The sequence below is a fragment of the Streptomyces speibonae genome (genome assembly GCF_984686075.1).
The window spans coordinates 8,191,880-8,217,878 of sequence record NZ_OZ480260.1 but is presented as its reverse complement, the minus strand read 5'-3'; the positions used below and the strand labels follow the sequence as shown (position 1 = coordinate 8,217,878).

Genomic DNA, 25,999 nt, shown 5'->3' with positions numbered 1-25,999 from the left:
CGGATCAGGTCCCGGCGGATTCCAGCAGTTCCGCCAGCGACACCTCCGTGTCCGCCCGGGCCCTGGCCGCCCCGTACCGTTCCAGTTCTCTCCGCTCCTCCCCGTAGTCGCCCAGCCCGAAGAAATTGAAGGGAACGGACGAGATCGAGGAGATGAAATCCCCTCCCGGGGACCATACGGCCGTCACGTAACGCGGTCTGCGCGTCACGTTGATGAGATTGTTGTTGTGCCGCACCCTGCCGCGATGGATGAGCTGGGCCCCGCAGATGTACGGCTCGCAGTGGTAGGTCTTCTCGTGTGCGCTCCAGGAGCGATGAGGGGTCCTGAACGCGGCGACGTCGAGTTTCCCGCGGTCCTTCCTCATGTACGCGATCTGCAGTTCGACACTCACGGTGTCGTAGCCGGCGTCCTTGGGGAGCTGAAAGACCCGCTGCTGGGTGTACTCCTGCCCGACGTCGAGCGAGTTTCCCAGGTCGTAGAACCGTCCGCTGCTGATCGTGGTGTATTCGAGCTGGTCGACGTAGAGCTCCGCCTCCCCCTCGCGCGCTCCGCGCCGTTCCACGCTGTCCTGCCACTCCGCCGCCAGGTCCTCCTCGCCCCGGGAGTAGGCAGCGATCCTGCCGCGGACCGTGTAGATGTCGTTGATGATGTACACCGGGATTCCCCCGGTGTTCTTCATGTGGAGCGTCAGGGGGACATGCACGTAGGGGAGGTTCCTGTCCTCCCACGCCTTGCCGAACTCCGCCTTCAGGGCGAAATGCATCGGGGCGGCCGCGGGCTGGTACATGGTGGAGTAGGCGAGACTGACCGCCGTCAGGAGCGCCGTGGCGACGACTCCGGCGGCGAAGGTCCTGGGCTGCGGTATCCCTTTCCATGACTTGTCCCGCAGCAGCAGGAACAGGGCCCACAGGGACCAGCACAGCCCGGGCAGGTGGACGAGCAGATGGCCCGTGTACTCCCTCTCCTCCAGCCAGAGGCTGAGCAGGAGGCCGTCGGTGGCCAGCACGATGACGACGCCGAGCAGGGTGATCGCTCCGGAGACCCGGAACTGCCTCCTCCCCCAGTAGTCGGCCGCGGCGATCGCCGCGACGCCCACCACCACGCCCGACAGGACGAACAGCACGCCCGTGATGCGCTGTGCGAAGGTCAGTGCTCCCGAGGCGTCCGGCCATCCGATGAGGACGTTGTACACCATGGACACGAGGAGCCCGGCCGTCATGAGCGCCACGACCGAGCGCCTGCGCCAGGGGCGGTCGGGCCAGGTGCCGCTGTCGCCCCCATTCCAGCGGACGGTCGCCGGATCCTCCAGATCCATGTCCTCCGGGAGGCCGAGGCGGCTCAGTACGCGGCGCAGCTCGCGCAGTGACCAGGCGCTGCCGGCCCTCTCACCGCCGACGGTGACACGGCGCAGGCCGCGGCTGTCCGGCGGCTCCACGACGACCCAGGGACGGAAGCTCATGACCACAGACTCGAACCGGGGCCCTCGGGGTGCATGCGGGGCTGACCCGTTCGGCCCCGGCCGGGCGGGTCCGGCGCGTCAGGGGAAGCGCACCTCGATACGCAGGCCGCCCTGCGGGCCCGGTGCCGCGGTCAGGGCCGCACCGTGGGCCTCGGCGATGGAGCGCACGATGGACAGGCCGAGTCCGTGGCCGGCCTGCTGGCCGGTCCGGTCCCGGGCCACCCGGCGGAAGGGTTCGAAGAGGTCGTCGAGGCGGTCGGCGGGCACCTCGGGGCCGGTGTTGGTGACGGTGAGGGTACGGCGGTCCAGGGCCAGCTGGACCCGGCCGCCCGGGTGGTTGTAGCCCAGGGCGTTGCCGAGCAGGTTGCCGATGAGGTGGCGCAGCAGGACGGGGTCGCCGTCGACGGCCGCGGGCGGTCCGTGCACTGCCACGTCCACCGTCACGTCCTCCGTCACGGCCTGTGCGGACTGTTCGGCCGCCGACTGCCGGGCGAGGGCCGCCAGGTCCACCCGCTCCGTCCCGGCCAGGCCCCGGTCGCTGCGGGCCAGCAGCAGCAACGCGGCGATGAGCTTCTCCGCGTCGCGGTTGGCGGCCAGCAGGTCCTCGCGCACCTCGGCCAGGCCCTCGGGGAGGGGGTCGGCCAGCCCCACCTCCAGGCTGCTGCGCTGGACGGCGAGCGGTGTGCGCAGTTCGTGCGAGGCGTTGGCGACGAAGCGGCGCTGGCTGTCGAAGGCCTTCTGCAGCCGGTCGAGCATGCCGTCGAAGGTGTCGGCGAGGCGGTGCAGTTCGTCGTCGGGGCCGGTGAGGGCCAGGCGTTCGTGGAGGTTGAGGTCGCTGATGCGGCGGGCGGTGTCGGTCATCGCGGAGATCGGTCTCAGGGCGCGTCCGGCCAGCCACCAGCCGGTGGCGGCGGCGAGCAGGGCCATGACGACCAGTCCGACGCCCGACCAGAGCAGCATCTGCCGCAGCGCGGTGTCCTGGACGGCCCGGACGGTCCAGTCGAGTTGCTGGATCGCGATGCCCTCGCCGCTTGCGGGGACGTCTGCGGCGCGTCCGGCCGGGGGCGCCGGCCCGACCTCCTCGTACGCGCCCGGGGCCGATGGCAGCGGGGTGATGCGCATGCCCTCGACCTCCTGCGTCGTCCCGTAGCGGGCGAGCAGCACCACGAAGGCGAGCAGACCGGTGCCGGCGAGCAGGAAGAGCCCGCCGATGGCGGCCGCCAGCCGGGCGCGGAACGGCAGGCGGGCACGGACGCGCGAGCCCCACCGGGCGAGGACGGTGCGCGGGGCCGGCCGGAGCGGGTTCAGTCGCACAGCCGGTAGCCCTGCCCCGTGTCGGCGAGGATGGTGTCCGGGCCGCCGAGCTTGGCGCGCAGCCTGCTGACCGTGGCCCGGACGGCGCTGGTGCGCGGGTCGAGGTTCTCGTCCCATATGGTGCGGACCAGTTCGCGGTGCGGCACCGCACGGCCGCGGGCCTCCATGAGCACCTGCAGCACGGCGAACTCCTTCGGCGTGAGGTCCACCGGACGTCCGTTCACCCGGGTTTCGCGCCTGGCCCGGTCCAGCGAGATCCCCTCGTGGTGCAGGACGACCGACGGCGGCTTGGGGGTGCGCCGGGCGAGCGCGCGGATCCGCGCCAGCAGTTCGGCGAAGTCGAACGGCTTGGCGAGGTAGTCGTCGGCGCCCAGCCGGTCGAGGCCGTACACCTTGTCCTCGATCGAGCCGGCCGCGGTCAGCATGAGGATGCGCGGCGGGTCCTCGAGTTCGCGCAGGCGCCGGCAGACCTCGTCGCCGCTCAGCACCGGCAGATCGCGGTCCAGGACCAGTACGTCGTAGTCGGTGAGCAGGCAGCGCTGCTCCACCTCGTCCCCCGCTCCCACGACGTCCACGGCCATGGAGGCGCGGCGCAGTCCGGTGGCGACGGTGCGTGCCAGCACATGGTGGTCTTCGGCTACCAGAACCCTCATGGGCGTCATGGAATCAGGCACCGGATTGCACGGAGGTAAAGGCGCGTGACCCGTAGCCTGGCGCTGTGCCGACTTCCCGCCTGCGCCGTGTCGCCGTCCTGGTCCTGGAGGGTGCCAAGCCGCTCGATGTCGGCATCCCCGCGCAGGTGTTCACGACCCGGTCCAGCATGCCGTACGAGGTGCGGGTGTGCGGGGCGGAGCCGGGCCGGGTGGCGGGCGGCGACGGTCTGGCGTACGACGTCGCCGATGGTCTGGACGCGGTCGCGTGGGCCGACATCGTCTTCATCCCCGGCTATCGGTTCCCGGACCGCGAGGACCCGCCGGGAGCCGTCGTCGAGGCGCTGAGGGCCGCCCACGCCCGGGGCACGCGGCTCGCCGCCATCTCGACGGGCGCCTTCGCGCTCGCCGCCACGGGCCTGCTGGACGGCAGACGGGCCACCACGCACTGGCACTACACGCGGGCGCTGGCGGCGAAGTACCCGCTGGTCCGGGTCGACGCGAACGTGCTGTTCGTCGACGAGGGCAGCGTGCTGACGTCGGCGGGCGCCGCGTCGGGCATCGACCTGTGCCTGCACGTTCTGCGCGGCGACCTCGGGGTGGCCGCGTCCAACCACGCGGCCCGGCGCCTGGTCGCGGCCCCCTACCGCAGCGGTGGTCAAGCGCAGTACGTGCCGCGCAGCGTGCCCGAGCCGCTCGGCGAGCGGTTCGCCGCCACGCGGGAGTGGGCGCTGCGCCGGCTCGGCGAACCGCTCACACTGGAGGTGCTCGCCCGGCACGCGGCGGTCTCGCCGCGTACGTTCTCCCGGCGCTTCGTCGAGGACACGGGCTACACACCGATGCAGTGGGTCATGCGCGCCCGCGTGGACCTGGCCCGTGAGCTGCTGGAGCGTTCGCAGCGGACCATCGAGCAGATCGCCGCCGACACGGGCCTGGGAACCGGTGCCAATCTTCGGCTGCACTTCCAGCGCATCCTCGGCACCACTCCGAGCGAGTACCGGCGCACGTTCACCCACGGCGAGTAGTCCCCCGCATCCCCCGGTACCTCGTGGCGTGATCCTTGTGAACCATGGCAATCACGCCGCTGTCCCGGCGGGGAGGCGCGCGCGACGCTGGTGGCGGACCGAAGGGAGACCACTCATGACCCGCATCGCGATCAACGGATTCGGCCGCATCGGACGCAATGTGCTGCGTGCGCTGCTCGAACGCGACAGCGACCTGGACGTCGTCGCCGTCAACGACCTCACCGAACCCCGCATCCTCGCCCGGCTGCTCGCCTACGACACGACGGCGGGCCGGCTCGGCCGTCCGGTCAGTGCCGACGAGGACGCCCTGGTCGTCGACGGGCGGCGCATCGCGGTGCTCGCCGAACGCGAACCGGAGAAGCTGCCGTGGGCGGATCTCGGGGTGGACATCGTGCTCGAGGCGACCGGCCGTTTCACCTCGGCCGAGGCCGCCCGCGGCCACCTTGTGGCCGGCGCGCGGAAGGTTCTCGTGAGCGCCCCGTCGCAGGGTGCCGACGTCACGCTGGCCTTCGGGGTCAACACCGATGCCTACGATCCGTCCGGGCACACGATCGTGTCGAACGCCTCGTGCACGACCAACGCGCTCGCGCCGCTGGCCAAGGTGCTCGACGAACTCGCGGGCATCGAGCACGGATTCATGACGACGGTGCACGCCTACACGCAGGAGCAGAACCTCCAGGACGGTCCGCACCGCGACGCCCGCCGCGCCCGCGCGGCCGCCGTCAACATCGTGCCGACCACCACGGGCGCCGCCAAGGCGATCGGTCTCGTGCTGCCGAACCTCGACGGCAAGCTCTCCGGCGACTCGATCCGTGTCCCGGTGCCCGTCGGGTCGATCGTCGAGCTCAACACCACGGTCGCGCGTGACGTGACGCGCGACGAGGTGCTGGCGGCGTACCGCGCCGCGGCGCAGGGGCCGCTCGCCGGCATTCTCGAGTACTCGGAGGACCCGCTGGTGTCGTCCGACATCACCGGCAATCCGGCGTCGTCGGTCTTCGACTCGGCCCTCACCCGGGTCGACGGGCGGCACATCAAGGTCGTCGCCTGGTACGACAACGAGTGGGGCTTCTCGAACCGTGTGATCGACACGCTCGAGCTGCTGGCCGTCGGCTGATCCGGCGCCCCGCTCGTGTTTGCGGGGGTGCGTGACGTGTCCCGACGGGCTCGTGCCTCGTTGGCCGGTGGAAGCCAGCGCACTCCGCCGCTCCCGAGGAGCCCCGTGGTCAGTTCGAGCCCGCCGCCCGTCGCCCAGGACGCAGGAACGCCGGCCCGGTGGCGTTCCCGCGTGGAACGCGCGCCCAGCCGGGAGAGGGGACGCCGGCGGGCCCGGTGGGGCGCGGGCCCGGCCGTGGCGGTCCGGCGGTGAGCCCGCGACAGCCGGTGGTGCTGCACGTGACGGGCGTCCGCAAGGGGTTCGGCTCCCGGCAGGTGCTGCGCGGGGTCGGCTTCGAGGCGCGGGCGGGGCAGCTGCTGGGCATCGTCGGGGAGAACGGCGCCGGGAAGACGACCCTGCTGCGCATCCTCAGCGGCGACCTGCGTCCGGACGGGGGACGCGTCGCCCTGGTGGGCACCCGGGGGTACTGCCCCCAGCACCCCGTCCTGGACGAGGAACTGACCGTGCGCCAGCATCTGCGGCTCTTCCAGGTCGCCTACCGCCTCCCGGGCCTTGGCGGTGCGCTGCGGCTGATCGACCGGCTGGCCGCTTCCTCCTACCTGGACTCGCAGGTGAAGACCCTCAGCGGGGGCACCCTGCAGAAGCTGAACCTGGTACTGGCGTTGATGCACGACCCGGACGTCGTACTGCTCGACGAGCCGTACCAGGGCTTCGACTGGGAAACCTATCTGCGCTTCTGGGACCTCGCCCACGAGCTGAAGAGCCGCGGCCGCACCGTGATCATCATCTCCCACCTCGCCCACGACACCGAACGCCTCGACGTCCTGTACCACCTGCACGACGGCGTCCTCGGGCCCTCACCGACGACGGACACCGCATGAGCGCCTACCTGCTCGCCAGCCGTTACGCCCTGCTGGCCGTGGCGAAGAACCGGCTGGCCGCCATGCTCCTGATCGTCTTCATCCCGATGTGGATCACCGTGGCGAAGACCCTCACCACGCCGAAGACGTTTCCCTTCCGGCTGCGTGCCACCGGAATCTGGCTGCGTGCGGGCGGCGACGAGATCACGATGATCAGCGGCTCCCTCAACGCCGTGTCCCTGCTCCTGGGTTTCCTGATGTTCAGCGCCGCGCGCCGCACCCGGGCCTTCGACCGTCGTCTCACGGCGGCGGGATATCCCCGCACCGCCCTGATCGGCGCCAAGCTCACCACGCTCGTGGTCGCTTCCGTGCTGGTCAGCGCCTACGCCACGGCCTGGATGCTGCTGTTCTGGACTCCCCTGCAACCGGTCCTGCTGGGTGTCGCCGTTCTGGCGGACTGCCTGGTCTACGGGGCGATGGGCATGTTCCTGGCCCTCTTCCTGCGCGGCGAGGTCGAGGGCCTGGTCACGATCATCATGGCCAGCATCATCGACCTCGCACCGCAGAATCCCGTCGCCAGCACCACCGCCGACAAGCCCCTGGTCGAGTTCCTGCCGAGCTACGGCTCCCTCCAGACGAGCCTGGCCTCGGGCTTCACACGGGACGTCACGCTGAGCCCCCTGCTCCACAGCACGGCCTGGCTGACGGCCATGACCACCACGGCCCTGGTCGCCTTCGCCCTGCGGACCCGGGTCCATCAGCCGCATCGCCTCGATCACGACGCGTGAGGGCTTGGGGTGGCGCGGTCCCGTGTCATGTCAGGTGTGGCGCGCCGTGCGGTTCAGGCGGAGGGCGGAGACGAGGAAGAAGAAGCCTCCGAGGAGGGCGTAACCGGCCAGAGGAGTGAGGGAGGGGTCCTCCTTGCCCGCCTGTACGGCGAAGGAGGCGCCGGCGACGGTGGAGAGGGCGCCGCCGGCGATCATCGCCCACTGGCCTCCGAGCCGGCGCCGGAGGGCACCGACGGCGAGCTGGACGAGGCCGGCGGTGACGGCCCAGGCGCCCCAGACGCGCAGGACCGCCGGGACACCGGATGCGGCGGCGACGGCGAGGCCGAGGCCGGTGAGGGAGCTGAGGGCGATGTTCAGGTGCAGGCCGCGCACCGGGCCGTCGTGCGTCCTGGCGGACCGGAGGTCGACGACGGCGCACGCCACGTCGAACAAGGGGTAGATCACCAGGAGCGTCACGCTCAGCGGGCCCAGTGTGCCGGCGGCCGTGAAGAGCAGGGCGGCCCATACCGCGGCGAACGCGAAGCGAGAGAGGTACAGCTTCCGCAGGGCCGTGGGAGCGCTGGCGGGGGCGGTGCCGACGAGGGTGTCCACGTAGGTGCCTTTCGGTGTCGGTGCACGCGGATCGGTGCATGCGTGCGGGTAACGGGCCGGATCGGCCACGAGGGAGAACGTTCGGTCTCATCCGCATCCAACGCGGGCAGTGCCCGCGCTGTCAAGACCGAACGTTCTCCCTCGGTGGTTTGGTAGCGTGTGGCCATGAGTCGAGGCACAGAAGGCCGTCCCTCGGAGGCGCGGGCCAGGCTGCTCACCACGGCGACCCGGATCTTCTACGCGGAGGGGATTCACTCCGTCGGCGTCGACCGCATCATCGCGGAGGCGCAGGTGACCCGGGCGACGCTGTACCGGCACTTCACGGGTAAGGAGGAGCTCGTCCTCGCCTACCTCGACCAGGCCGACCGGGGAATCCGGGCGCAGGTGGAGGCTGCCCGGGCGAGCGCCGGGTCGCCGGCGGAGCAGGTACGGGCCGTCGGCCGTTCCATCGTGGAGGGCATCCGCTCCCCCGGCTTCCGCGGCTGCGCCTTCCTCAACGCGGTGGCCGAGTACCCCGATCCGGCGCACCCCGTCCACCGGGCGGTGCTGGCCCACCGGCAATGGTTCCTTCAGACCGTCACCGGGCTGCTGGAGCGGGCCGGTCACTCGCCCGCCGACGCGGCCGGCCGTCACCTGGTCATGCTGCGGGACGGCGCGATGGCTGCCGGCTGCCTCTTCGACCCGCAACTGATCTGTGAGACCTTCCTGCGGGGCGTCGAGGGCATCCTCGACGCGCGCCCCGCCGCCACGCCCCAGCGGCACACGACCGCGCAGCCCTGACCGGCCCCAGGAGGAAGCCCCGTATGGAACCACTGCAACTGCGCCACGCCGTCGCGGCAGGACGGGCGACCGCCGCCGAACTGGGGCTCCGGGCCGACGATGTGAGCGTGATCCACGACTCGGACCGGGTGGCGCTGCGTCTGGAGCCGTGCGGTGTGCTGGCCCGGGTGGCGCCCTTGGCGCAGCTGGGCGAAGCGGAGTTCGAGGTGGAGGTCGCCCACCGTCTCGCCCGCGTCGACGCCCCGGTGGCCGGACTCGATCCCCGCGTGGAGGGCCGGGTCCATCTGTGGGACACCTTCGCCGTCACGCTCTGGACGTACTACGAGCCCGTGGGGGCCGAGATCACACCGGCCGACTACGCGGACGTACTCCTGCGCCACCATGCCGCCCTGCGCCGGGTCGACTGGGAAGCGCCGCACTTCACCGACCGCGTGGCTGTCGCCCTCACAGAGGTGCGGGACCCGGAGCGCAGCCCCGAACTGCCCGATCCCGACCGGGACCTGCTCGTCGGCACGCTCGAGGGGCTGAGCGCCGCGATCCGCGAGGCGGCGGCCGGCGAGCAGCTGCTGCACGGCGAGCCGCATCCCGGCAACGTCCTGAACTCCGTCGGAGGCCCCCTGCTCGTGGATCTCGCCACGTGCTGCCGCGGGCCGGTCGAGTTCGACCTCGCCCATGCGCCCGAAGAGGTGGGACGGCGCTATGCGGGCGCCGACCAGGCTCTGCTCCGCCGATGCCGCGCCCTGACCTGGGCGTTGTTCGCGGCCTGGCGGTGGCGGCGGAACGATCGGATGCCTGAGCGGGAGCACTGGAGGGCCGAGGGCCTGCGCCTGGTCCGTGCCGCGCTGGAACGCTGCTGAGGGCCGCGCTCAGAGGGTGTCCGGTGCGGGGGCGCCGGTCCGTGGCGGGGCGCTGTCGTCCGTGCGCACGGGAAGGAGGAGGGGGCGTTTCGCGCTGCGGCCGTCCCCGGATGACGTGCCCTTGAGGCGGCGGAGGAACCAGGGGCCCAGAAAGCCCGCCAGCCAGCGGAGTTCGGTGGCCGCGGCATGCCGGCGGGTGGGCAGGGGCGCCGCCGGGAGAGGACGGGTCCAGCTGTCGTCACTGCCGGGCAGGTGCAGGGCGTGGGCGAGGGCCGCGGCGATGCGCTCGTGGCCGAGGGAACTGGCGTGCAGACGGTCGGTGCTCCACAGCCGGACGTCGCTCGCCACGGGGTGGAGGGCGGTCTCGGCGACGGTGACCCCGTGTCTGCGGGCGGCCTGGCGTATGCGCTGGTTCAGCGCCGTGACGCGTGGCACGAGGGGGCGTGCGAGCGGGCTGATGCGCGCGGGATCCGGGATGGTGATCGTGGCCACGTGGGCACCCTGCGCCGTGAGCGCGGCGAACATGGCCTCCAGATGCCCGGCGACCTCGTCGGCGTCGAAGCGGGGCCTCAGCAGGTCGTTGACGCCTGCGACGACGGTGGCCAGGTCGGGGCGCAGGGCGAGGGCGGGGGCGAGCTGTCCGGCGTGGATCTGTGCGGCGAGGCGCCCCCGGACGGCCAGGTTGGCGTACCGGACGGCCGGCTCGTGGCGGGAGAGGTGTTCGGCGAGACGGTCGGCGAAGCCGCGCGGGCCGGTGAGGTCGTCGCCGTCGCCGAGTCCCTCGGTCTGGCTGTCGCCGAGGGCGACGTAGCGCAGGTACGCCGTGTCAGTGCCGGGCATGAAGCTGCCGCCTCTCCTTCAGGACGTCGACGGTGCGCAGGCACCAGTCGCGGTTCTCCCGCTCGAAGGCCACGCCGCGCAGACAGGTCAGGTAGGGGCCGATGCGGTCGCCGTGGCGGAGGAACTCCTCCTCCGTACGGTCGCCTCGCAGGCGGTGCAGCAGCGTCCCGAACAGGTCGATCTTGGCCTGGGCGATGCGGGCGCGGTCGGTGAGCTGAGCGATGAGGGCGTCGGTGTCGACCCGGTCGGCCGCCTGGACCTTGACGAGCAGGTCGTCCCGGATGAAGGCCGGCTTGGCGGTGGCGGCGGTGAAGGCCTCCAGCTCCGCAACCCCGGCGTCGGTGACGTGGAACAGCCTCTTGTTCGGCCGTGACTCCTGCACCACCTCCCGGCCCGCGACCAGCCCCTCCTTCTCCAGCCGGGTCAGCTCCGCGTAGAGCTGTTGCGGCTGGGCGTACCAGAAGTTGGCCACACCGACGTCGAACGCCTTCGCCAGCTGGTAGCCGCTGAGCTCGCCGTCGAGCAGCGCGGCCAGCACGGCGTGCCGTAGTGCCATGGGATCCGCTCCTTGCCTGCCTCTGTCGCTCCGCAGGACACCCATGATAGTCATAAAAATGACTACTCTGATTCATGACTGGGGAAGGTGGTCCCGTGAACACCGCAGACCGTTTCCGCGCAGCCGTCGACAACCGGGACCTGGCCGCCCTGGAGGACCTGTTCACCGACGACATCCGCTTCTACAGCCCCGTGAAGTTCACGCCGTTCGAGGGCAAGCCGACGGTCATGGGGCTCTTCGGGGTCCTGCTGCGCACCTTCGAGGACTTCCGCTACATCGGCGACCACACCGGCACGGCCCGCACCAGCGCCGACGACACCGCCGCTCCCTCCGCGGTGCTCCTGTTCCGCGCGCGGGCGGGCGGCAAGGAGATCCACGGTGTCGACCTGCTGCACTTCGACGACGACGGCCGGATCAAGGAGTTCACCGTGATGGTCCGCCCACGGTCCGCCGTGCACGCCCTCGGCGAGGCCGTCCTCGCAGGGCTCGTCGAGGAGGGCCTGGTTCCCGATCCCGTCCGTCCGTGAAAGCCTTCGCCCGGTGTGCGCGATCATGACGTGATGGACACCCACTGTGCCGGCATCACCGAACTGGCCGAAGCCCCGCCCGTGGCGGTCGTGGTCGATGTGATGCGCGCCTTCACCGTGGCCGCCTGGGCGTTCGCCCGGGGAGCGGAGAAGATCGTCCTCGCCGAGTCACTGGACGAGGCGCTGGAGCTCAAGCAGCGCCACCCGGATCGGGTGGCGCTCAAGGACGGCCCGCCGGCGCCCGGATTCGATGCCGTCAACTCCCCCGGCCAGCTGCGGTCCGTCGACCTCGCCGGACGGACGGTCGTACAGAAGACCACGGCGGGAACGGTCGGCGCCCTCGCGGTCAAGGAGTCCTCGCTGGTGCTGTGCGCCTCCTTCGTGGTGGCGGAGGCGACGGCCCGGTACCTGTGGTCCCGCGCGTGCGACAGCGTCACCTTCGTCGTGACCGGGGAGGACGGGCGCGCCGAAGAGGATCTGGCGTGCGCCGAGTACATCGCCCGCAGGGCCGGCGGAGCCTCGGCGGACGCGGCTCCGTTCCTCCGGCGGGCCGCCGCCTCGCGGGCCGCCGCCGAGCTGGCGGAAGGCGTGCGACGAGGCACTCATCCCGATGACGTTCCGCTCTGTCTCGAACTCGACCGGTTCGGCTTCGCCATGGTGGCGGCGCCGGAGGACTCGCACATGGTTCTCCGCCGCTCGGATGTCAGGGGGTACGGTCCGGTGGGCCGAGCAGACGGGTCCGCAGGCGGTAGTCGACGGTGACGTCGTGGTAGTCGCGGCCGGGGGCGACCTTCTCCGGGAGGTGGTCGCGGTGGCTGTGGCTCAACGACTCGCGCTCACCGGTACCGGGGAAGCGCACGGCCGTGCGGGGCTCCTCGGCGAAGCGCAGCCGCTCGGCGCGGACCGTCGCCCGGAACGAGATGTCCGGCGGTGCCGGGGTGCCGTCCGGCGTTCAGGGCGGCTCCTGTTCCCCTTCGGGAGCACGGCGGCGACGGGGGCGCGGAGGCGGCTTGCCGTTCTCCGTGCGTACTCGGCGCCTGCCGGTGGCGGCCTCGCCGCGGGGGGCTCGTGAGGCGCTGCGTTTGGCCGCCCTCGCGCGGCGGGTGGTGCCCTCCGTGGCGGCGTCGGCGTCCTCGGCCGCGCGGTCGCCCTCCGGAAGTGTGCCCTGCGCCGTCTCCACCGCGCGTCCGGCCGATTCCGCCGCACTCCCGGCCGCGTCGCCCACCGCACCACCGGCCTCACCGGCGACCTCCGGGGCCGCCTCGCCGACGTCCTCCGCCGCGCGTCCGGCCGATTCCGCCGCACTCCCGGCCGCGTCGCCCACCGCACCACCGGCCTCACCGGCGACCTCCGGGGCCGCCTCGCCGACGTCCTCCACCGCGCGTCCGGCGCCGCCGCCCACGTCCTGGACGGCCTCACCGGCGCCCCGGCCGACGTCCGCCGCGGCCGAGCCCACGCCGCTCCCCACGTCCTCGACCGTCTTCCCGGCTCCGGCGCCGACGTCCTCGACGGCCCGCCCGGCACCGCCCCCCACGTCCTCGACGGCCCGCCCGGCACCGCCCCCCACGTCCTCGACGGCCCGCCCCGCACCGCTGCCGACATCCTCGACGGCGCGTCCGGCGCCACTGCCGACATCCTCGACCGCGGCCCCGGCGCCCCGGCCGACGTCCTGGACTGCGCGGCCCGCTCCGGTGCCCAGCTCGCCCACCGCCTCGCGGGCCCCGCCGCCGACGTCCTGGACGGCGGATCCCACGCCCCGGGCCAGTTCGTGCAGGATCTCCGGATTGCGGTCGAGCGTGGTCAGCACCCGGTCGATGATCGCGGCGACGTTGTCGAGCCGCACGTCGAGCCGCGCCTGTGCCTCCACCCCGTGGATGCCCAGATGGACCCGGCCGAGGGCCACGTCGGCGCCCACGTTGAGCCGCAGCAGATCCAGCACCTCGGCCTGAAGCGAGACATGCGCCCGGAGGTTCTCGACGTCCAGGTCGATCTCGTCGACCTTCAGGACGGGGACGTCCAGATGGACGTCCGGATTCACGTCGGCGGCGACGGCGTCCTCGTCGTACGGCTCACCCGCTTCGAGGGCAGCCTCGCCGTTCTCGGTGTCGTCGTGCATCACCGCACCTCCCGGTTCACCGGTACGCACTGTCCATCTTGCGCGGTCCCGGCCTTCCGTGCGCGCTCGGACGTCAGTGGTCGCCCGGTCCCGGGGCGGGTCGCAGCGCGTCGACCAGCAGGTCGAGGAGCGGGGCGACCCTCTCCGGCGCGTCGATCGCCGTGGTGGAGAGGAAGACGCCGAGCAGCATCATCGTGACGTCGTCGGGGTCGACATCGGAGCGCAGCGAGCCGGATTCCGCGCCGCGGCGGAGCATCTCGGCGATGCTGGCCGTGACGCGCTCCCGTGTCGCGGGCGTGGCGATGCTGCCGGAGGCCCACCCCGCCCGCAGGGTCTCGGACATGCCGCGCTTGATCTTGAAGAAGTCCGCGTACCGGGTCATCCACGCCCGCAGGGCGGCCTCGGGTTCGAGCCGCTCGAGGAGAACGCGCGCGCTGGCGACGACCTCGTCGAGTTCGGCGGCGTAGAGGGCTTCGACCAGCGCCTCCCTGGTCGGGAAGTGCCGGTACAGCGTGCCGATCCCCACGCCGGCCGCGCGGGCGACCGCGTCCAGCGGAACGGCGTCCGGCGTCGCGGCGAAGGCCTCCCGGGCGGCGGCGAGGAGCTTGTCCCGGTTGCGCCGGGCGTCGGCCCGTACCGGCCGCTGCGGGGCCGGGCCGCGGCCGGGGTCTCGGGACTCGGATTCAGTCAAAGCGGAGGACCTCCGTTTAGTGTTACGGTGACGGAAGCGGAGCCACTCCGTTTCCTGTCCCATGGTCCCACACGAAGGGCACACCCATGGCTTCTCCAGCGCGTTCTCCTCAGGTCACCGCATCCGGCGCCCCGCGTCCCGGCGGCCCCGGGCGACTCGGGGACCGCACCGTCTCCCGCATCGGCTACGGCGCGATGCAACTCGAGCGCCTGCACGGCGACCGCAAGGCGGCCGTCGCTCTGCTGCGCCGCTGCGTCGAGCTGGGAATCGATCACATCGACACCGCGCAGTTCTACGGCAACGGATTCGTCAACGACCTCATCCGCGAAGCCGTCCGTCCCGAGGACGACGTCGTGGTGGTCAGCAAGGTCGGCGCCGAGCCCGACCCCGGCGGCCCGCTCCCCCTCCGCCTGGCGCAGCGCCCCGAGCAGCTGCGGGCGGCCGTGGAGGACAACCTCAGGACCCTCGGCATGGAGCGGATACCGCTGGTCAATCTCCGCCGTACGGATTCCGGTCCCGGGCTGCGCGCCCAGGGGGACCAGATCGTGCCCCTCGACGACCAGCTCGCCGTCCTCACCGAACTGCGCGACCAGGGCAAGATCGGCGGGATCGGACTGAGCAGCGTCTCCCTCGACGTCCTGCGCCGCGCGCTGCCCGCGGGGATCGCCTGCGTGCAGAACGCCTACAGCCTCCTCGTCAGGGGCGACGAGGACCTGCTCGGCCTCTGCCGGGAGGAGGGCGTCGCGTGGGTTCCGTACTTCCCGCTCGGCAGCGCCTTCGCGGGCATGCCGAAGGTGACCGACGAGACCGCCGTGCGCGCGGCGGCGGACGAACTGGGGGCCACGCCCGCCCAGGTGGGTCTCGCCTGGCTGCTGCACCACGCCCCCAACGTCCTGCTGATCCCCGGCACCGCCGACCCCGCGCATCTGGAGGCCAACGTGGCCGTCGGCGGGGTCGCCCTCGACGAGGCGACGCTCGCCGCCCTGGACGCCGTGCCCTCCCGCTCGGCGGACGTCACCTTCGACTGACCCCGCCGCATCCGGCGGTCGACCGGGATTCCGTGGCGGGCCGGCCGCCCGCAGTGGACAGTGGACGGCACACCCCACCGCGAAAGGACCGCGCGCATGAGCAAGGTGACCTGCGACCTCACGGTCACGGTCGACGGGTACTCGGCCGGGCACCACCAGAGCGAGGACCGCCCGTTCGGCGACGACGGCGGCGACGGCACGGGCGACCGGCTGCACGCCTGGATGTTCGACACGGCCGAGGAGAACCGGGCCGAGCTCGACCGGATGGCCGCCGCCAAGGCGTTCATCATGGGACGCAACATGTTCGGGCCGGTGCGCGGCGCGTGGGACCGGGCGTGGAACGGCTGGTGGGGCGAGGATCCGCCGTTCCACGCGCCGGTGTTCGTGCTCACCCACCATGCGCGCGAGCCGCAGCTCATGAAGGGCGGCACCACGTACCACTTCGTCACCGACGGGATCGCGTCGGCCCTGGAGCGCGCCCGCGCCGCGGCCGGGGACGGCGATGTCGCCGTCCACGGCGGCGCGACCACCGTCAACCAGTATCTCGCCGCCGGCCTGATCGACGAACTGCGGTTGCACGTGGTGCCGTTCACCCTCGGCGCGGGCACGCGGCTGTTCGAGGGGGTCCCGCCGCTCGAACTGGAGCAGGTGGCGTCGCGCTCCGCCACCCGGGTCACGCACCTGACGTACCGCGTGGTGCGCTGACCGCCGGCCCGTGCCGCGTGCCAGGCGGGTGGAAGGGCGTCAGTTCACGTAGATCTCGGCGCGGTCGATGCTCACGAAGGCCGCCCGGGACTGCGCGTTGTGCTCGCCCGTGACCCGGACCCGCAGGGTGTGCCTGCCGTGGGCGAGACGCGGGCTGGTGTACTGCACCGCCTCGCCGACGCGGATCGGGGCATGGAAGTCCACCCGCCGTTCGGGGCCGCCGTCGATGCTCAGGGCCGCGTAGCCGTTGCCGGTGTCCTTGACGGACAGCAGCACGATGCGGGTTCCGGTGAAGGAGAACGTCGCCGTGGCGCCGGCCCGGTCGCTCCAGTGGTCGTCGCTCCAGAAACACTGCGCCGCACAGCCCGTTCCGGAGTTCCACGCTCCGCTGTAGGTGACGCCCCCGGGACCGCTGGAGCGGCCGTCGTCGTTGATCCAGTAGTTACCGGATCCCGGGTCGCCGGACGGGAGGTCCTGGGTGGCCCCCAGGGCCGGCGGACGGCCGAAGTCGGGGCTGCCGTCGGCGCGCCAGGTGAACTTCCGCGCCCGGGTCGTGCGGTCGCCGTACGTGTACTGGGACGTGGTCTTGGCGTGGTGGACGATCCAGTCCTCGGTGCCGTCCGGGGAGCGGAAGAAGGCATGGTGCCCGGGCCCGAACACACCCCGGTCGTCCGCCCGGGCGAACACCGGTCCGTCGTGCTGCCGCCAGTTTCCCGGCACCAGCGGATCCGCGCCGAGCGGCATCGACATCATCCAGACCTGGTAGTCCGGCTTGCCGGTGTCGCAGGTGGAGTAGGTCATCCACACCCGGCCGTTGCGGTACAGGAACTCGGGCCCCTCCCGCACCTCGGGGCAGCCGCCGGCCGCGTCGATGGCGACGGCGTCCCCCGACACGATGTACGGGTCGGACATCGGGGCGATGTTGAGCCCGTTGTGCTGGTACTGGTTGACGCCGCTGTACGCGAGGTAGAGGCGCCCGCCGAGTTGGAGGATGCCCGCGTCGATGGCGAAGTCGTCGGCGTGGTTGGGCGGGGCCAGCTTCGCCTTGAAGCGGTAGGGGCCGGCCGGGTCGTCGCGCTGCGACTCCAGGACGTAGAGGCGGTGGTGCTCGTCCACGCCGTCGTCGGCGGTGTAGTACAGGTACCAGCGGTTGCCGAAGCGGTAGAACTCGGGAGCCCACAGGTTGCGGTCGCGCGACGGGTCGCTGTCCCTCCACACGGTGATCGGGTCGGCCGTCAGCAGGGTGCCCAGGGACGGGGAGCGCCACATGGTGATGCGGTCGCCCTGGGTGGTGGTGAGGTAGTAGGTGCCGTTCCAGTGCGTCATGAACGGGTCAGGTCCGCTGTTGAGCGGGTTGCGGAAGGTGCCGGCCGCCGCCGCGGCGGCGGTCCTGGGTGCGGAGGCCGGTGCGGTCGCGGCCGCCGGGGAGGCGACGGCCGGCAGCAGCCCGAGGAGGAGCCCGAGCAGGGCGGCGAGGAGCAGGCCGGTGTGTCCTCGGGGGCGTCGGAGAGATCTGGAACGCATCGCATGCATGGGGGGAGGTCCTTTCCGGTCGTGCGTGGGGGGCCGGAAGGCTGGGGCAGGGCTCGGCGAGGCAGGAACGGCCCTGATTACATCGATGTAATGACGCCGCGTCATGGTAGGGACGGTGTGCGGGGGCGTCAATGGCTGCCGTCGGCGGTCAGTGGATCAGGGCGTTGGCTCCGATGATCACCAGGCCGATGACCATGTCACCGGCCGCCGCCCGGAGCGACGCCGGCCATCCGCGGCCCGCGCGACGCGCCGTCCAGGCCCCGCCGACCGCGAGAAGCGCGGTATTGACCAGCAGTGCCGTGTCCACCGCGTCGCTCTCGGTCCACCAGGAGGGCACCGCGAACAGCAGGAACACGAGGGTGGGAACGGCCGCGGCGACGAGGGGCCACTCGGCGAACATGGCGCGCAGGCCGACCCCGACGCCACTCCGCTCCGCTGACATCCGGTGCGCGAGAACGTGGGCGTAGCCGTGGGCCGCCGCGGCGGCCAGGGCGGTGAACAGCACCCAGAGCGCGTCCGATCCGGGATCGGTCTGCTCGTCCGGCGAGTCGAGGGCGGCTGCCAGCGCACTGGCGAGGACGAGTCCGTAGACACCGCTGATCAGCCATGACTCCGGCGCGGGCCGGGGAGAAGGGTGGGCGGGATGGTGCATCGCGACGGCCTTCGGTGAAAGGAGCTGGAACGGGACCGTCCGGCTCAACTCCCGGGACGCGCGGAGGCAACGCCCGGTGGCGCGGCGTGGTCCATTTGCCCGACCGCGGGCGCGCCGCACGGGCGGACCGCGATTGACCTCAAGCGGACTTGAGCTCTTACGTTCGTGACACAGCCGCCGGAACGGCCGGCGCGCTGCTTCGAGGAGGTCTGCCGTGGCCGAGCACACTACGGGCGTCGGGATTCCCGACCGCTACCGCTTCGCCGTGATCCCGCACATCATGGTCGACGACGCCCGGGCGGCGATCGACTTCTACCGACGGGCGTTCGGCGCCCGCGAGGACTTCCGGATCGACGCCCCGGGCGGCGGGGTCCTGCACGCCGAGATCACCGTCGGGTCCTCGGTGCTCATGCTGGGGGACGCGAGTACGCAGGAGGCGGAGGCCGGCGCCTTCGCCTCGCCCGCCGCCCTCGGCGGGGGCACCTCCGTCACGCTGCATGTGTTCGTGCCGGACGTCGACGCCCTGGCCGAGCGCGCACAGGCCGCCGGTGCCGAGGTCCTCCAGCCGCCGACGGACATGTTCCACGGCGACCGGACCGTCATCCTCAAGGACCCCTCCGGTCACATGTGGGTCTTTCTGACCCACCTGGAGGACGTCTCGGAGGCGGAGCTCCGGCGACGGCTCGCCGCCGCCGGCTGACGGCGGCGTCCGGCGCCCGGCGTCAGTGGGGGAAGGTGCGGGGCGGGCGGGTCACGGCGGACTCGCGGAACTCCGCGATGCGTGACTGCACTTGGCGCATCAGGTAGGTGTCCTCGATGCGGTCCAGATAGAGGCACCGGGCTGCCAGGCCCGGCAGTTCGAAGGCGAAGTACAGGGACATCAGCGGGTTCACGAACAACTCGCTGCCGCGGGTGCGGTCGGTGAAGCGGACGTCGCCGAAGGAGCCGCGCACGGCCGCAGCGACGGAACCGTTGACGATGCTGGGGTGCTCGGGGGTGTGCTGCTGGGCGTGCTCCACCGCGTCCAGGTACAGCGCTCCCTCACGGGTGGCCCGGGGTATCGAGAACGCGCCGAGGTAGGCCCCCGCGCGCTCCAGGGCGGCGATGTTCTCCAGGACCTGGACGTGGTTGACACCGTGGTAGGCGTCCACGCCGAACCCGACCGACACCACGAGCCGTCGGGGTACGGCGTCCAGCGCGGCGAGCGCGGCGACACTGGCCATGTCCTCCTCCGGGGTACCGAGGCCGGACTCGTCACCGCGCAGCAGGATGTCCGTGCCGCCGTCGACCAGCACCACGGTGTCGATACCGTGCAGGCCGATCAGAGCCCGGTAGGCGTCACGCAGCGGGCGTACGCCGGTCTGGGGGAAGGCGTAGACCGTGTCCGGGTATCCGTGCCGGTTCAGCCACTGGGCCAGGGTGCGCTCCGGGAAGTAGCTCTGGTGCGGGGCGGTGTCCTTGGTGACGACGGCCAGGTCGTCGGCCGCCCAGTGGTGGGCCGGCAGTCCGGCGAGCGCGCTGAAGGACAGGTTGGCGAGGAACACCTCCTTGCCCTGGTGCAGGAGGGACAGGGCCAGCGGCAGGCCGGAGTAGATGTCGAAACCGCCGCCCGCGCCCGCGACGAGGATCCGCCGGGAGCCGGCGAGCCGGGTGAAGAGCGGGTTGGTGTGGAGAGAGGTCACAACGATCATTGTCGCCGCGCCGGCCGGAGCGGGGTGCTCACTGACGGTCCGTCACTTCCGCGCGTGCTCCGCTCTTTGCCGTCGCCTTTCCTGTTAGGAGTCGGGATCCCGGGAAACACGGGTGTCGTACCGACGGCAACAAGGAGAGTGTGAGATGGGCATCATCGCGTGGATAGTCATCGGCTTGCTCGCCGGGGCCATTGCCAAAGCACTCATGCCGGGCAAGGACCCGGGCGGCCTCATCATCACCATGCTCATCGGCATCGCGGGAGGGCTCCTGGGCGGGTTCCTCGGCAAGGTGATCTTCGGGGTCGATTCCATCGACGGATTCTTCGACCTCTCCACCTGGATCGCGGCCATCGTCGGCTCGGTCATTCTCCTGGCGCTGTACCGCATGTTCACCGGGCGCGGCCATCGCCGCGGACACGCCCACGCCTGACAGCGGCACGGCCGGCACACGTGAGCGCTCCCGTTCCGCGAACGGGAGCGCTCACGTGTGCCGGCTCGCCGCGGAACGACCGCCACCCCCGCACCCGCTTCGGGGCGCGCACGGCGCGTACCTCCTCCAGGATGGGTCGCGGACCCCCCGTCGCGGACGGGCGGGAAGGAAGCATCGCGAGACCCCAGGGAGGGACCGTGGACGGGCAGGGGCAAGGGCGCACCGCGCGGTTGCGCTGCCTGGTCACCGGCGCGTCGGGGTACATCGGCGGGCGGCTGGTTCCGGAACTCCTCGCGGCCGGCCACCGGGTCCGGTGTCTGGCCCGCTCCCCCGGCAAGCTCCGCGACCACCCCTGGGCCCCGGACGTCGAGACCGTGCGCGGCGATGTCACGGACCCCGCCTCCGTCGCCGAGGCCATGGAAGGCGTCGACGTCGCCTACTACCTCGTGCACGCCCTCGGCACCGGCGCGCGCTTCGAGGAGACGGACCGCCGGGCGGCGGAGGTGTTCGCCGCGCAGGCGCACGCCGCGGGGGTGGGCCGGATCGTCTATCTCGGCGGGCTGACACCGCGGGGCGTGCCCGAGCGGTCCCTGTCGCCGCATCTGCGTTCCCGGGCCGAGGTCGGGCACATCTTCCTCGACGCACCGGTGCCCGCCACCGTGCTGCGCGCGGCCGTCGTCATCGGATCGGGGTCGGCGTCGTTCGAGATGCTGCGCTATCTGACGGAGCGGCTGCCCGTGATGGTGACACCCCGTTGGGTGCACACCCGGACACAGCCCATCGCGGTCCGCGACGTGCTGCGCTACCTCGTCGGGTCCGCCACCATGCCCGCCGATGTCGACCGCGCCTTCGACATCGGCGGGCCGGACGTGCTGACCTACCGCGACATGATGGCCCGCTACGCCGCGGTCGCCGGTCTGCGCCGGCGGGTGGTCCTGCCGGTCCCGGTGCTCACCCCGGGGCTGTCCAGCCACTGGGTGGGGCTCGTGACGCCGGTGCCGGCGTCCATCGCCCGCCCTCTGACGGAGTCACTGCGTCACGAGGTCGTGTGCCACGAGCACGACATCGCCCGGTACGTGCCCGACTCCCCCGGTCTGCCGCTCCCGTTCGACACCGCGCTGGCACTGGCCCTGCGGCGGGTCCGGGAGGCGCAGGTCGCCACCCGCTGGTCGTCCGCCTCCGTGCCCGGTGCGCCCAGCGATCCGCTGCCCACCGACCCCGGCTGGGCGGGCGGCAGCCTCTACCGGGACGAGCGGCAGCGGCCGGTCGACGCCTCGCGGCAGGCGCTGTGGAAGGTGATCGAGGGCATCGGCGGTGACACCGGCTGGTACTCGTTCCCGCTCGCCTGGGCGGTACGCGGCCGGCTGGACCGGTTCGCCGGCGGGGTGGGCCTGCGTCGCGGGCGGCGCGACGCCGAGCGTCTGCGGGTGGGGGACTCGCTGGACTTCTGGCGTGTCGAGGAGATCGAACGCGGACGGCTGCTGCGGCTGCGGGCGGAGATGCGCCTGCCCGGCCTGGCGTGGCTGGAGCTGCGTGCCGAGACGGACGCCCAGGGCCGTACGCGCTACCGGCAGCGCGCCTTCTTCCACCCGCGGGGCCTTCCGGGTCACCTCTACTGGTGGGCCGTCTCTCCCTTCCACGCCCTCGTCTTCGGCGGCATGGCCCGCAACATCGCGCGTGCGGCCGCGAGGAGCGAGAGCGCACCCGGCCGCATGCCCGAGGTGACGTCCTGACCTTCAGGGTGACGCCACGCGGTCACTGCCGGGGGCCGGGTCCAGGCGCGTGTGAACGCGGGATCGGGGCAATCGCTTCACACACGGGCCGACCGGTCCGGTGTCCCCTTCCTCGATTTCCTCGATCGGAGGCTTCGTGATGGTCGTCGGCATCGTCGTCGTCTGTGTGGTCATCGCTGTGCTCGCCTTTCTCGTCCCACGTCTCTCCCGGCACCCGCAGAACGGGACGCAACGCGTGCTCGGCGCGGGTTCCCGGGCCGGGTCAAAGGCACCGGGTCCGCTCGGGCGGCTCTTCAGCAAGCCCTTCCGCTCCAGCTCCCGCGCGGTGGGCCGCAGCGGTTCCGCGGGCCGGCGGGCGCGCGGACGGCTGCCGTTCTGACGTCACCGGGTCGTGGAGCGGGTGCCGATGCGCAGGGCCAGGAGGGCGACGTCGTCGTCGTTGTCGGCCGACCGCGCCCGGCTGAGCAGTTCGTCGGTGAAGGTCTCCACCGGCCGGTGGGCCAGGGCCGCGGCATTGCGCCGCAGCCGCTCCAGGCCGTCGTCGATGGAGTGACTCGGGGATTCGACGAGTCCGTCCGTGTACAGCACGAGGGTGGACCCCAGCGGCAGGACCTCCGCGCCGTCGGACCGCGGCCGGTCCGTGCCGGTGCCCAGGAGGATGCCGCCGCCCTCCGTGAGATACCGGGCGACGCCCCCGCGTGTGACCAGCAGCGGGGGTGGATGGCCCCCGATGGTCCACTGCAGCTCCCACTGCCCGTCCTCCCCCGCCGTCAGGGTGGCGAACACGAGCGTGGCCATGGAGACGTCCGTGATGCTGAGCACCGCCCGGTCCAGGCGTTCCACCACCCGGCTGGGCGGTTCCTTCTGGGCCCAGGCGTAGGCGCGGAGCACGTTGCGCAGCTGGGACATGCCCGCCGCGGCGTCCAGATCGTGTCCGGCGACGTCGCCGATCACCAGGGCGGTGGCGTTCTCCGCCAGGGCGAAGGCGTCGTACCAGTCGCCGCCCACGTGGGAGGCGTCAGGGGCGGGCAGGTAGCGAGAGGTCATCTCCAGTCCGGGCACGCGCGGAAGCTGCGGCAGCAGGTACCGCTGCATGGTTTCGGCGACCTTGCGCTGCCGCTGGTAGAGGCGTGCGTTGTCCAGGGCCAGGCCGGCCCGCCGGGTGATGTCCTCCAGCAGGGCCAGATCCGCGGCGGTGAATTTCTCGGGGTGCTCCGAGCGCCCCAGGGTCAGCGCCCCGAGCACCTCGCGCAAGCCCCGGATCGGTGCGATGGCCGCCGAGTGCATGCCCGTGACCTCGAAGAGCCGGCGCTGCTCGACCGCGATGCCCGTGTCGGGGGAACGGTCGTAGTCCTCCGGTGCGGTGAGGGCCGAGGCCACGCCCCGCAGGGCCCGGGACAACGGCATCACGGACTCGGCGGGCACGGGCGCCATCGGCCCCTCCAGTTCCCGGCGGGACACCAGGGTGCCGTTCTCCAGGTGGACCACCTTGCTGCGCCACACCTCGTCGCGTTCGCTGATCAGGTCGATCACCGCCCAGTCCGCGAGGCGCGGCAGCACCAGGGAGACGAGACGGCGCAGGGCCTCGTCCGCGGAGAGGGTGGAGGTCAGCTGGGTGGTCATCTCCGCGAGCAGCGCGAGCTTCTCGATTTCCTGCAGGGTTCCGCCGCTGTGGCCGGGCCGCGCCGCGGGCTCGGCGTCGTCGTCCCGGGGATGGAACAGCAGAAGCATGGACATGTCGTCGCCGTCGAGGTCGACGGGGGTCAGCATCCACGAGACGGGGAGCAGAGAGCCGTCTCCGCGTTCGAACCACTCCAGATCCGCCTGGGCGGGACGGCCCGCCATGAAGGCCGGCCGCATGCGGCACTGCGCCCTCGGGATCGGCCCGCCGCGGGCGTCACGGTGCAGCAGGTCGTGGGCGTCGCCCGAGACGAGCTCCGCGGCCGTCCGCCGCAGCAGCCGCTCGGCCAGGGCGTTGACGGCCACGATGTGTCCCTGCATGTCCACGACGTAGGCGGCCGTGCCGAGCGTGGCGAGCATGCCGGCCAGCGCGGTGCCGGGGGTGTGCTCCTGGTCCGCAGCCGCCATTTCCCCTCCTCCCGGCCGGCCGGTCACCGGACTCTCCGCGGATTCCATGACTCAGGGTTCGCCTGCGTCATGGTTTCTGTGTCATGGCTACTGAAGGCGGGACATTCCCTTCAGATCATCACACGTTCGAGGCGAGAGTGGCACACGAGGCCGCCGCGCGAGGGGAACGGTCCGGCGGGCACCGGGGCTCCGTGCCCGCCGGACCCGTTTCACCTCACGGCAGGGTCCACTTCTGGTTGGGTCCGGTGTGGCAGGTCCACAGATGGACCGGCGTCCCGTCGTTCCACGTACCGCCCGAGGCGTCCAGGCACTTGCCCGACTGCGGATTGACCACCGTGCCGTCCGACCGGGCCGCCCACGTCTGCGCCCCCGTCCCGTTGCACGTCCACAACTGGATCCGCGTACCGTCCGCACTCCCGCCACCGGACACGTCCAGACACTTGCCCAACGCCCGCAGCGAGCCGTCGTCCGCCACCGTCCAGCGCTGCGCCCCCGTCCCGTTGCACGTCCAGATCTGAATCTCCGTACCGTCCGCCGTGCCCGCGTTGTCCACATCCAGACACTTGCCGTTCACCCCCCTCACCTCACCCGTGCGGGGCTCGGTGGGGGACCCGGTCTGCTTGATCCGGATGTTGCGGAAGGCCGCCTCGTCGCCGTCGCCGTGGTTCTGCAGGCCGATGTGGCCCTGCCGCAGGCTGCGCGCCGGGTCGGTGTTGGTGAAGTCGTTGATCTTCCGGCCGTTCAGGAAGATCTCCAGCCACTCCCCCGTGACGCGGAGCTCGTACGTGTTCCACTCCCCCGGCGGATTCAGCGCGGCGTCGCGTGCGGTGAGGTCGGCCGACTGGAAGCCGTACACGGCGCCCGTGGTGCGGTCGGCCGCGTCGGTGGCGTCGATCTGGATCTCGTAGCCGTTGTCCACCGCCGACCACGGGTCGTCGGAGGCGGGGAAGCCCACGAAGACACCGGAGTTGTCGTCACCGCTCAGCTTCCAGTCGAGCTTGAGCGAGTAGTCGCCGGTGAACTCCTCGGCGTCGTACCAGAACAGGCCCATTCCGCCGTGCGAGGTGAGGGTGCCGTCGGCCAGGGTGAAGCCGCCGGGGCCCGCCTGCCTCCAGCCGGTGGTGCCGGTGCCGTCGAACAGGGAGGTGTAGCCGGTCTCCGGGCGGCAGTCGGCCTGCGTGGTGCCGGCGGCCCAGCGGATGCCGCCCAGCAGATGCCGTCGGAACGCGGGGTCCGCGTAGGACTCCTCCGTGTGGCCGCCGCCGGTGTAGAAGGCCCGGCCGCCGGCGTAGTCCTTGCACCAGGCGATCGGGTGGTCGCCGGACATGGTGCCGCCGGAGTAGCTGGACTCGTCCAGCGACGCCAGGACGTGGGCGGTGGTGCGGGGGTTGGTGCGGTAGTTGTACCACTCGTCCGTGCGCTGCCAGGTGCGGGCCAGGTGGGCGGTGGCGTCGTGGGCCCGGTCCTCGATCCGGACGGTGGCGGGCTGGATGGCGGGGTGGGACTGGAAGAGGGCGCCGGCCAGTCCCTCGTAGAAGGGCCAGTCGTACTCGGTGTCGGCGGCGGCGTGGATGCCGACGTAGCCGCCGCCCGCCCCCAGGTACTGTTCGAAGGCGGTCTGCTGGGCCGGGCCCAGGACGTCGCCCGTGGTCGAGAGGAAGACCACGGCCCGGTACTGGGCGAGGTGGGCGGTGGTGAAGGCCGTGGGGTCCTCGGTGGCGGTGACGGTGAAGTTGTTCGCCGCTCCGAGGTCACGCAGGGCCGCGATGCCCTCGTCGATCGAGGAGTGGCGGAAGCCCGCCGTCCGGGAGAAGACGAGGACGCGGTACGCCGGGTCGGCCGCCGCGGCGGTCGTACCGGCCTGCGTCTGCGCGCCGGGGGCGGGACCGGGTACGGCGGTGGCCTGAGGGGTCAGGCAGAGCAGGGCGCCGGCGCACAGGCTGAGCGCTCGGGTGAACAGGGTGCGCATCG

General features: G+C 72.2%; 27 protein-coding genes. 14 read left to right on the top strand and 13 right to left on the bottom strand.

Annotated elements, in window-relative coordinates; all coding sequences use genetic code 11:
- Positions 1–4 precede the first annotated feature (4 nt).
- The 3 genes from AC5L3C_RS36670 to AC5L3C_RS36660 all read right to left on the bottom strand — a co-directional run bounded on the left by AC5L3C_RS36670 (position 5) and on the right by AC5L3C_RS36660 (position 3,426).
- On the bottom strand, positions 5–1,459 hold the full coding sequence (locus AC5L3C_RS36670; RefSeq protein ID WP_493653462.1) for a hypothetical protein: 1,455 nt from the start codon (positions 1,457–1,459) through the stop codon (positions 5–7).
- A gap of 78 nt (positions 1,460–1,537) precedes the next feature.
- Complete coding sequence (locus tag AC5L3C_RS36665) at positions 1,538–2,773, bottom strand: sensor histidine kinase (RefSeq protein WP_493653460.1); 1,236 nt, start codon at positions 2,771–2,773, stop codon at positions 1,538–1,540.
- Positions 2,764–3,426: a response regulator transcription factor gene (locus tag AC5L3C_RS36660; protein WP_125509762.1), complete on the bottom strand. Its 663-nt coding sequence runs from the start codon at positions 3,424–3,426 to the stop codon at positions 2,764–2,766. The genes AC5L3C_RS36665 and AC5L3C_RS36660 overlap by 10 nt, the downstream gene beginning before the upstream one ends.
- Positions 3,427–3,491: 65 nt before the next feature.
- Here AC5L3C_RS36660 and AC5L3C_RS36655 point away from each other — a divergent pair, with 65 nt between their 5' ends.
- From AC5L3C_RS36655 to AC5L3C_RS36640, 4 genes are all read left to right on the top strand, one after another.
- Positions 3,492–4,448, top strand: a complete 957-nt coding sequence (locus AC5L3C_RS36655) for a GlxA family transcriptional regulator (RefSeq protein WP_493653459.1) — start codon at positions 3,492–3,494, stop codon at positions 4,446–4,448.
- 115 nt (positions 4,449–4,563) lie between these two features.
- A complete protein-coding gene (gap, locus tag AC5L3C_RS36650) occupies positions 4,564–5,562 on the top strand; it encodes a type I glyceraldehyde-3-phosphate dehydrogenase (protein ID WP_493653457.1) in 999 nt (332 codons plus the stop codon).
- A gap of 248 nt (positions 5,563–5,810) precedes the next feature.
- Complete coding sequence (locus AC5L3C_RS36645) at positions 5,811–6,443, top strand: ABC transporter ATP-binding protein (protein ID WP_493653455.1); 633 nt, start codon at positions 5,811–5,813, stop codon at positions 6,441–6,443.
- Positions 6,440–7,210 (top strand): hypothetical protein, encoded by a 771-nt coding sequence (locus AC5L3C_RS36640; RefSeq protein WP_493653454.1) that lies wholly within the window; start codon positions 6,440–6,442, stop codon positions 7,208–7,210. The genes AC5L3C_RS36645 and AC5L3C_RS36640 overlap by 4 nt, the downstream gene beginning before the upstream one ends.
- 30 nt (positions 7,211–7,240) lie before the next feature.
- On the opposite strand, the gene AC5L3C_RS36635 is transcribed toward AC5L3C_RS36640, so the two are convergent.
- Positions 7,241–7,801, bottom strand: a complete 561-nt coding sequence (locus tag AC5L3C_RS36635) for a hypothetical protein (RefSeq protein ID WP_493653453.1) — start codon at positions 7,799–7,801, stop codon at positions 7,241–7,243.
- Positions 7,802–7,966: 165 nt separating this feature from the next.
- On the opposite strand from AC5L3C_RS36635, the gene AC5L3C_RS36630 reads away from it, so the two are divergent.
- Together AC5L3C_RS36630 and AC5L3C_RS36625 are read left to right on the top strand one after the other, a co-directional pair.
- On the top strand, positions 7,967–8,581 hold the full coding sequence (locus tag AC5L3C_RS36630; protein ID WP_493653451.1) for a TetR/AcrR family transcriptional regulator: 615 nt from the start codon (positions 7,967–7,969) through the stop codon (positions 8,579–8,581).
- 23 nt (positions 8,582–8,604) lie between these two features.
- The gene (locus tag AC5L3C_RS36625; protein ID WP_493653450.1) at positions 8,605–9,438 is read left to right on the top strand and encodes an aminoglycoside phosphotransferase/kinase family protein; all 834 of its coding nucleotides are present in this window, start codon (positions 8,605–8,607) and stop codon (positions 9,436–9,438) included.
- Positions 9,439–9,447: 9 nt separating this feature from the next.
- Here the strand turns inward: AC5L3C_RS36625 and AC5L3C_RS36620 are convergent, their stop codons facing one another.
- Both AC5L3C_RS36620 and AC5L3C_RS36615 read right to left on the bottom strand, forming a co-directional pair.
- Complete coding sequence (locus AC5L3C_RS36620; protein ID WP_493653448.1) at positions 9,448–10,278, bottom strand: SGNH/GDSL hydrolase family protein; 831 nt, start codon at positions 10,276–10,278, stop codon at positions 9,448–9,450.
- Positions 10,265–10,834: a PadR family transcriptional regulator gene (locus AC5L3C_RS36615; protein WP_493653447.1), complete on the bottom strand. Its 570-nt coding sequence runs from the start codon at positions 10,832–10,834 to the stop codon at positions 10,265–10,267. The genes AC5L3C_RS36620 and AC5L3C_RS36615 overlap by 14 nt, the downstream gene beginning before the upstream one ends.
- A gap of 95 nt (positions 10,835–10,929) precedes the next feature.
- Here AC5L3C_RS36615 and AC5L3C_RS36610 point away from each other — a divergent pair, with 95 nt between their 5' ends.
- Together AC5L3C_RS36610 and AC5L3C_RS36605 are read left to right on the top strand one after the other, a co-directional pair.
- A complete protein-coding gene (locus AC5L3C_RS36610; RefSeq protein WP_125509753.1) occupies positions 10,930–11,361 on the top strand; it encodes a nuclear transport factor 2 family protein in 432 nt (143 codons plus the stop codon).
- Between the two features lie 33 nt (positions 11,362–11,394).
- The gene (locus AC5L3C_RS36605) at positions 11,395–12,123 is read left to right on the top strand and encodes a 2-phosphosulfolactate phosphatase (RefSeq protein ID WP_125509752.1); all 729 of its coding nucleotides are present in this window, start codon (positions 11,395–11,397) and stop codon (positions 12,121–12,123) included.
- 190 nt (positions 12,124–12,313) lie between these two features.
- Here AC5L3C_RS36605 and AC5L3C_RS36600 read toward each other — a convergent pair whose 3' ends face one another.
- Complete coding sequence (locus AC5L3C_RS36600; protein WP_493653446.1) at positions 12,314–13,477, bottom strand: hypothetical protein; 1,164 nt, start codon at positions 13,475–13,477, stop codon at positions 12,314–12,316.
- A gap of 73 nt (positions 13,478–13,550) precedes the next feature.
- Entirely contained in the window at positions 13,551–14,168 is a 618-nt protein-coding gene (locus AC5L3C_RS36595) for a TetR/AcrR family transcriptional regulator (protein WP_493653445.1), read from the bottom strand.
- Between the two features lie 86 nt (positions 14,169–14,254).
- Here AC5L3C_RS36595 and AC5L3C_RS36590 point away from each other — a divergent pair, with 86 nt between their 5' ends.
- Complete coding sequence (locus tag AC5L3C_RS36590; protein WP_493653444.1) at positions 14,255–15,196, top strand: aldo/keto reductase; 942 nt, start codon at positions 14,255–14,257, stop codon at positions 15,194–15,196.
- 96 nt (positions 15,197–15,292) lie between these two features.
- A complete protein-coding gene (locus AC5L3C_RS36585) occupies positions 15,293–15,901 on the top strand; it encodes a dihydrofolate reductase family protein (protein ID WP_493653443.1) in 609 nt (202 codons plus the stop codon).
- A gap of 39 nt (positions 15,902–15,940) precedes the next feature.
- Here AC5L3C_RS36585 and AC5L3C_RS36580 read toward each other — a convergent pair whose 3' ends face one another.
- Positions 15,941–17,425, bottom strand: a complete 1,485-nt coding sequence (locus AC5L3C_RS36580) for a family 43 glycosylhydrolase (protein WP_493653442.1) — start codon at positions 17,423–17,425, stop codon at positions 15,941–15,943.
- A 157-nt stretch (positions 17,426–17,582) separates the two neighbouring features.
- Entirely contained in the window at positions 17,583–18,086 is a 504-nt protein-coding gene (locus AC5L3C_RS36575; RefSeq protein ID WP_493653441.1) for a hypothetical protein, read from the bottom strand.
- A gap of 280 nt (positions 18,087–18,366) precedes the next feature.
- Here AC5L3C_RS36575 and AC5L3C_RS36570 point away from each other — a divergent pair, with 280 nt between their 5' ends.
- A complete protein-coding gene (locus AC5L3C_RS36570; protein ID WP_493654184.1) occupies positions 18,367–18,786 on the top strand; it encodes a VOC family protein in 420 nt (139 codons plus the stop codon).
- Positions 18,787–18,808: 22 nt separating this feature from the next.
- On the opposite strand, the gene AC5L3C_RS36565 is transcribed toward AC5L3C_RS36570, so the two are convergent.
- Entirely contained in the window at positions 18,809–19,768 is a 960-nt protein-coding gene (locus tag AC5L3C_RS36565) for a DUF1152 domain-containing protein (protein WP_493653440.1), read from the bottom strand.
- A 154-nt stretch (positions 19,769–19,922) separates the two neighbouring features.
- Between AC5L3C_RS36565 and AC5L3C_RS36560 the strand changes: the two genes are divergently transcribed.
- The 3 genes from AC5L3C_RS36560 (at position 19,923) to AC5L3C_RS36550 (ending at position 22,319) form a co-directional block, all read left to right on the top strand.
- A complete protein-coding gene (locus tag AC5L3C_RS36560) occupies positions 19,923–20,207 on the top strand; it encodes a GlsB/YeaQ/YmgE family stress response membrane protein (protein ID WP_493653439.1) in 285 nt (94 codons plus the stop codon).
- 131 nt (positions 20,208–20,338) lie between these two features.
- On the top strand, positions 20,339–21,940 hold the full coding sequence (locus AC5L3C_RS36555) for an SDR family oxidoreductase (RefSeq protein ID WP_493653438.1): 1,602 nt from the start codon (positions 20,339–20,341) through the stop codon (positions 21,938–21,940).
- Positions 21,941–22,076: 136 nt separating this feature from the next.
- Positions 22,077–22,319: a DUF6411 family protein gene (locus AC5L3C_RS36550; protein WP_125509743.1), complete on the top strand. Its 243-nt coding sequence runs from the start codon at positions 22,077–22,079 to the stop codon at positions 22,317–22,319.
- Between the two features lie 2 nt (positions 22,320–22,321).
- On the opposite strand, the gene AC5L3C_RS36545 is transcribed toward AC5L3C_RS36550, so the two are convergent.
- Together AC5L3C_RS36545 and AC5L3C_RS36540 are read right to left on the bottom strand one after the other, a co-directional pair.
- On the bottom strand, positions 22,322–24,028 hold the full coding sequence (locus AC5L3C_RS36545; RefSeq protein ID WP_493653436.1) for a PP2C family protein-serine/threonine phosphatase: 1,707 nt from the start codon (positions 24,026–24,028) through the stop codon (positions 22,322–22,324).
- Between the two features lie 214 nt (positions 24,029–24,242).
- Positions 24,243–25,997, bottom strand: coding sequence for a lectin (locus tag AC5L3C_RS36540; RefSeq protein WP_493653434.1), 1,755 nt, complete (start codon positions 25,995–25,997; stop codon positions 24,243–24,245).
- Between the last annotated feature and the right edge of the window lie 2 nt (positions 25,998–25,999).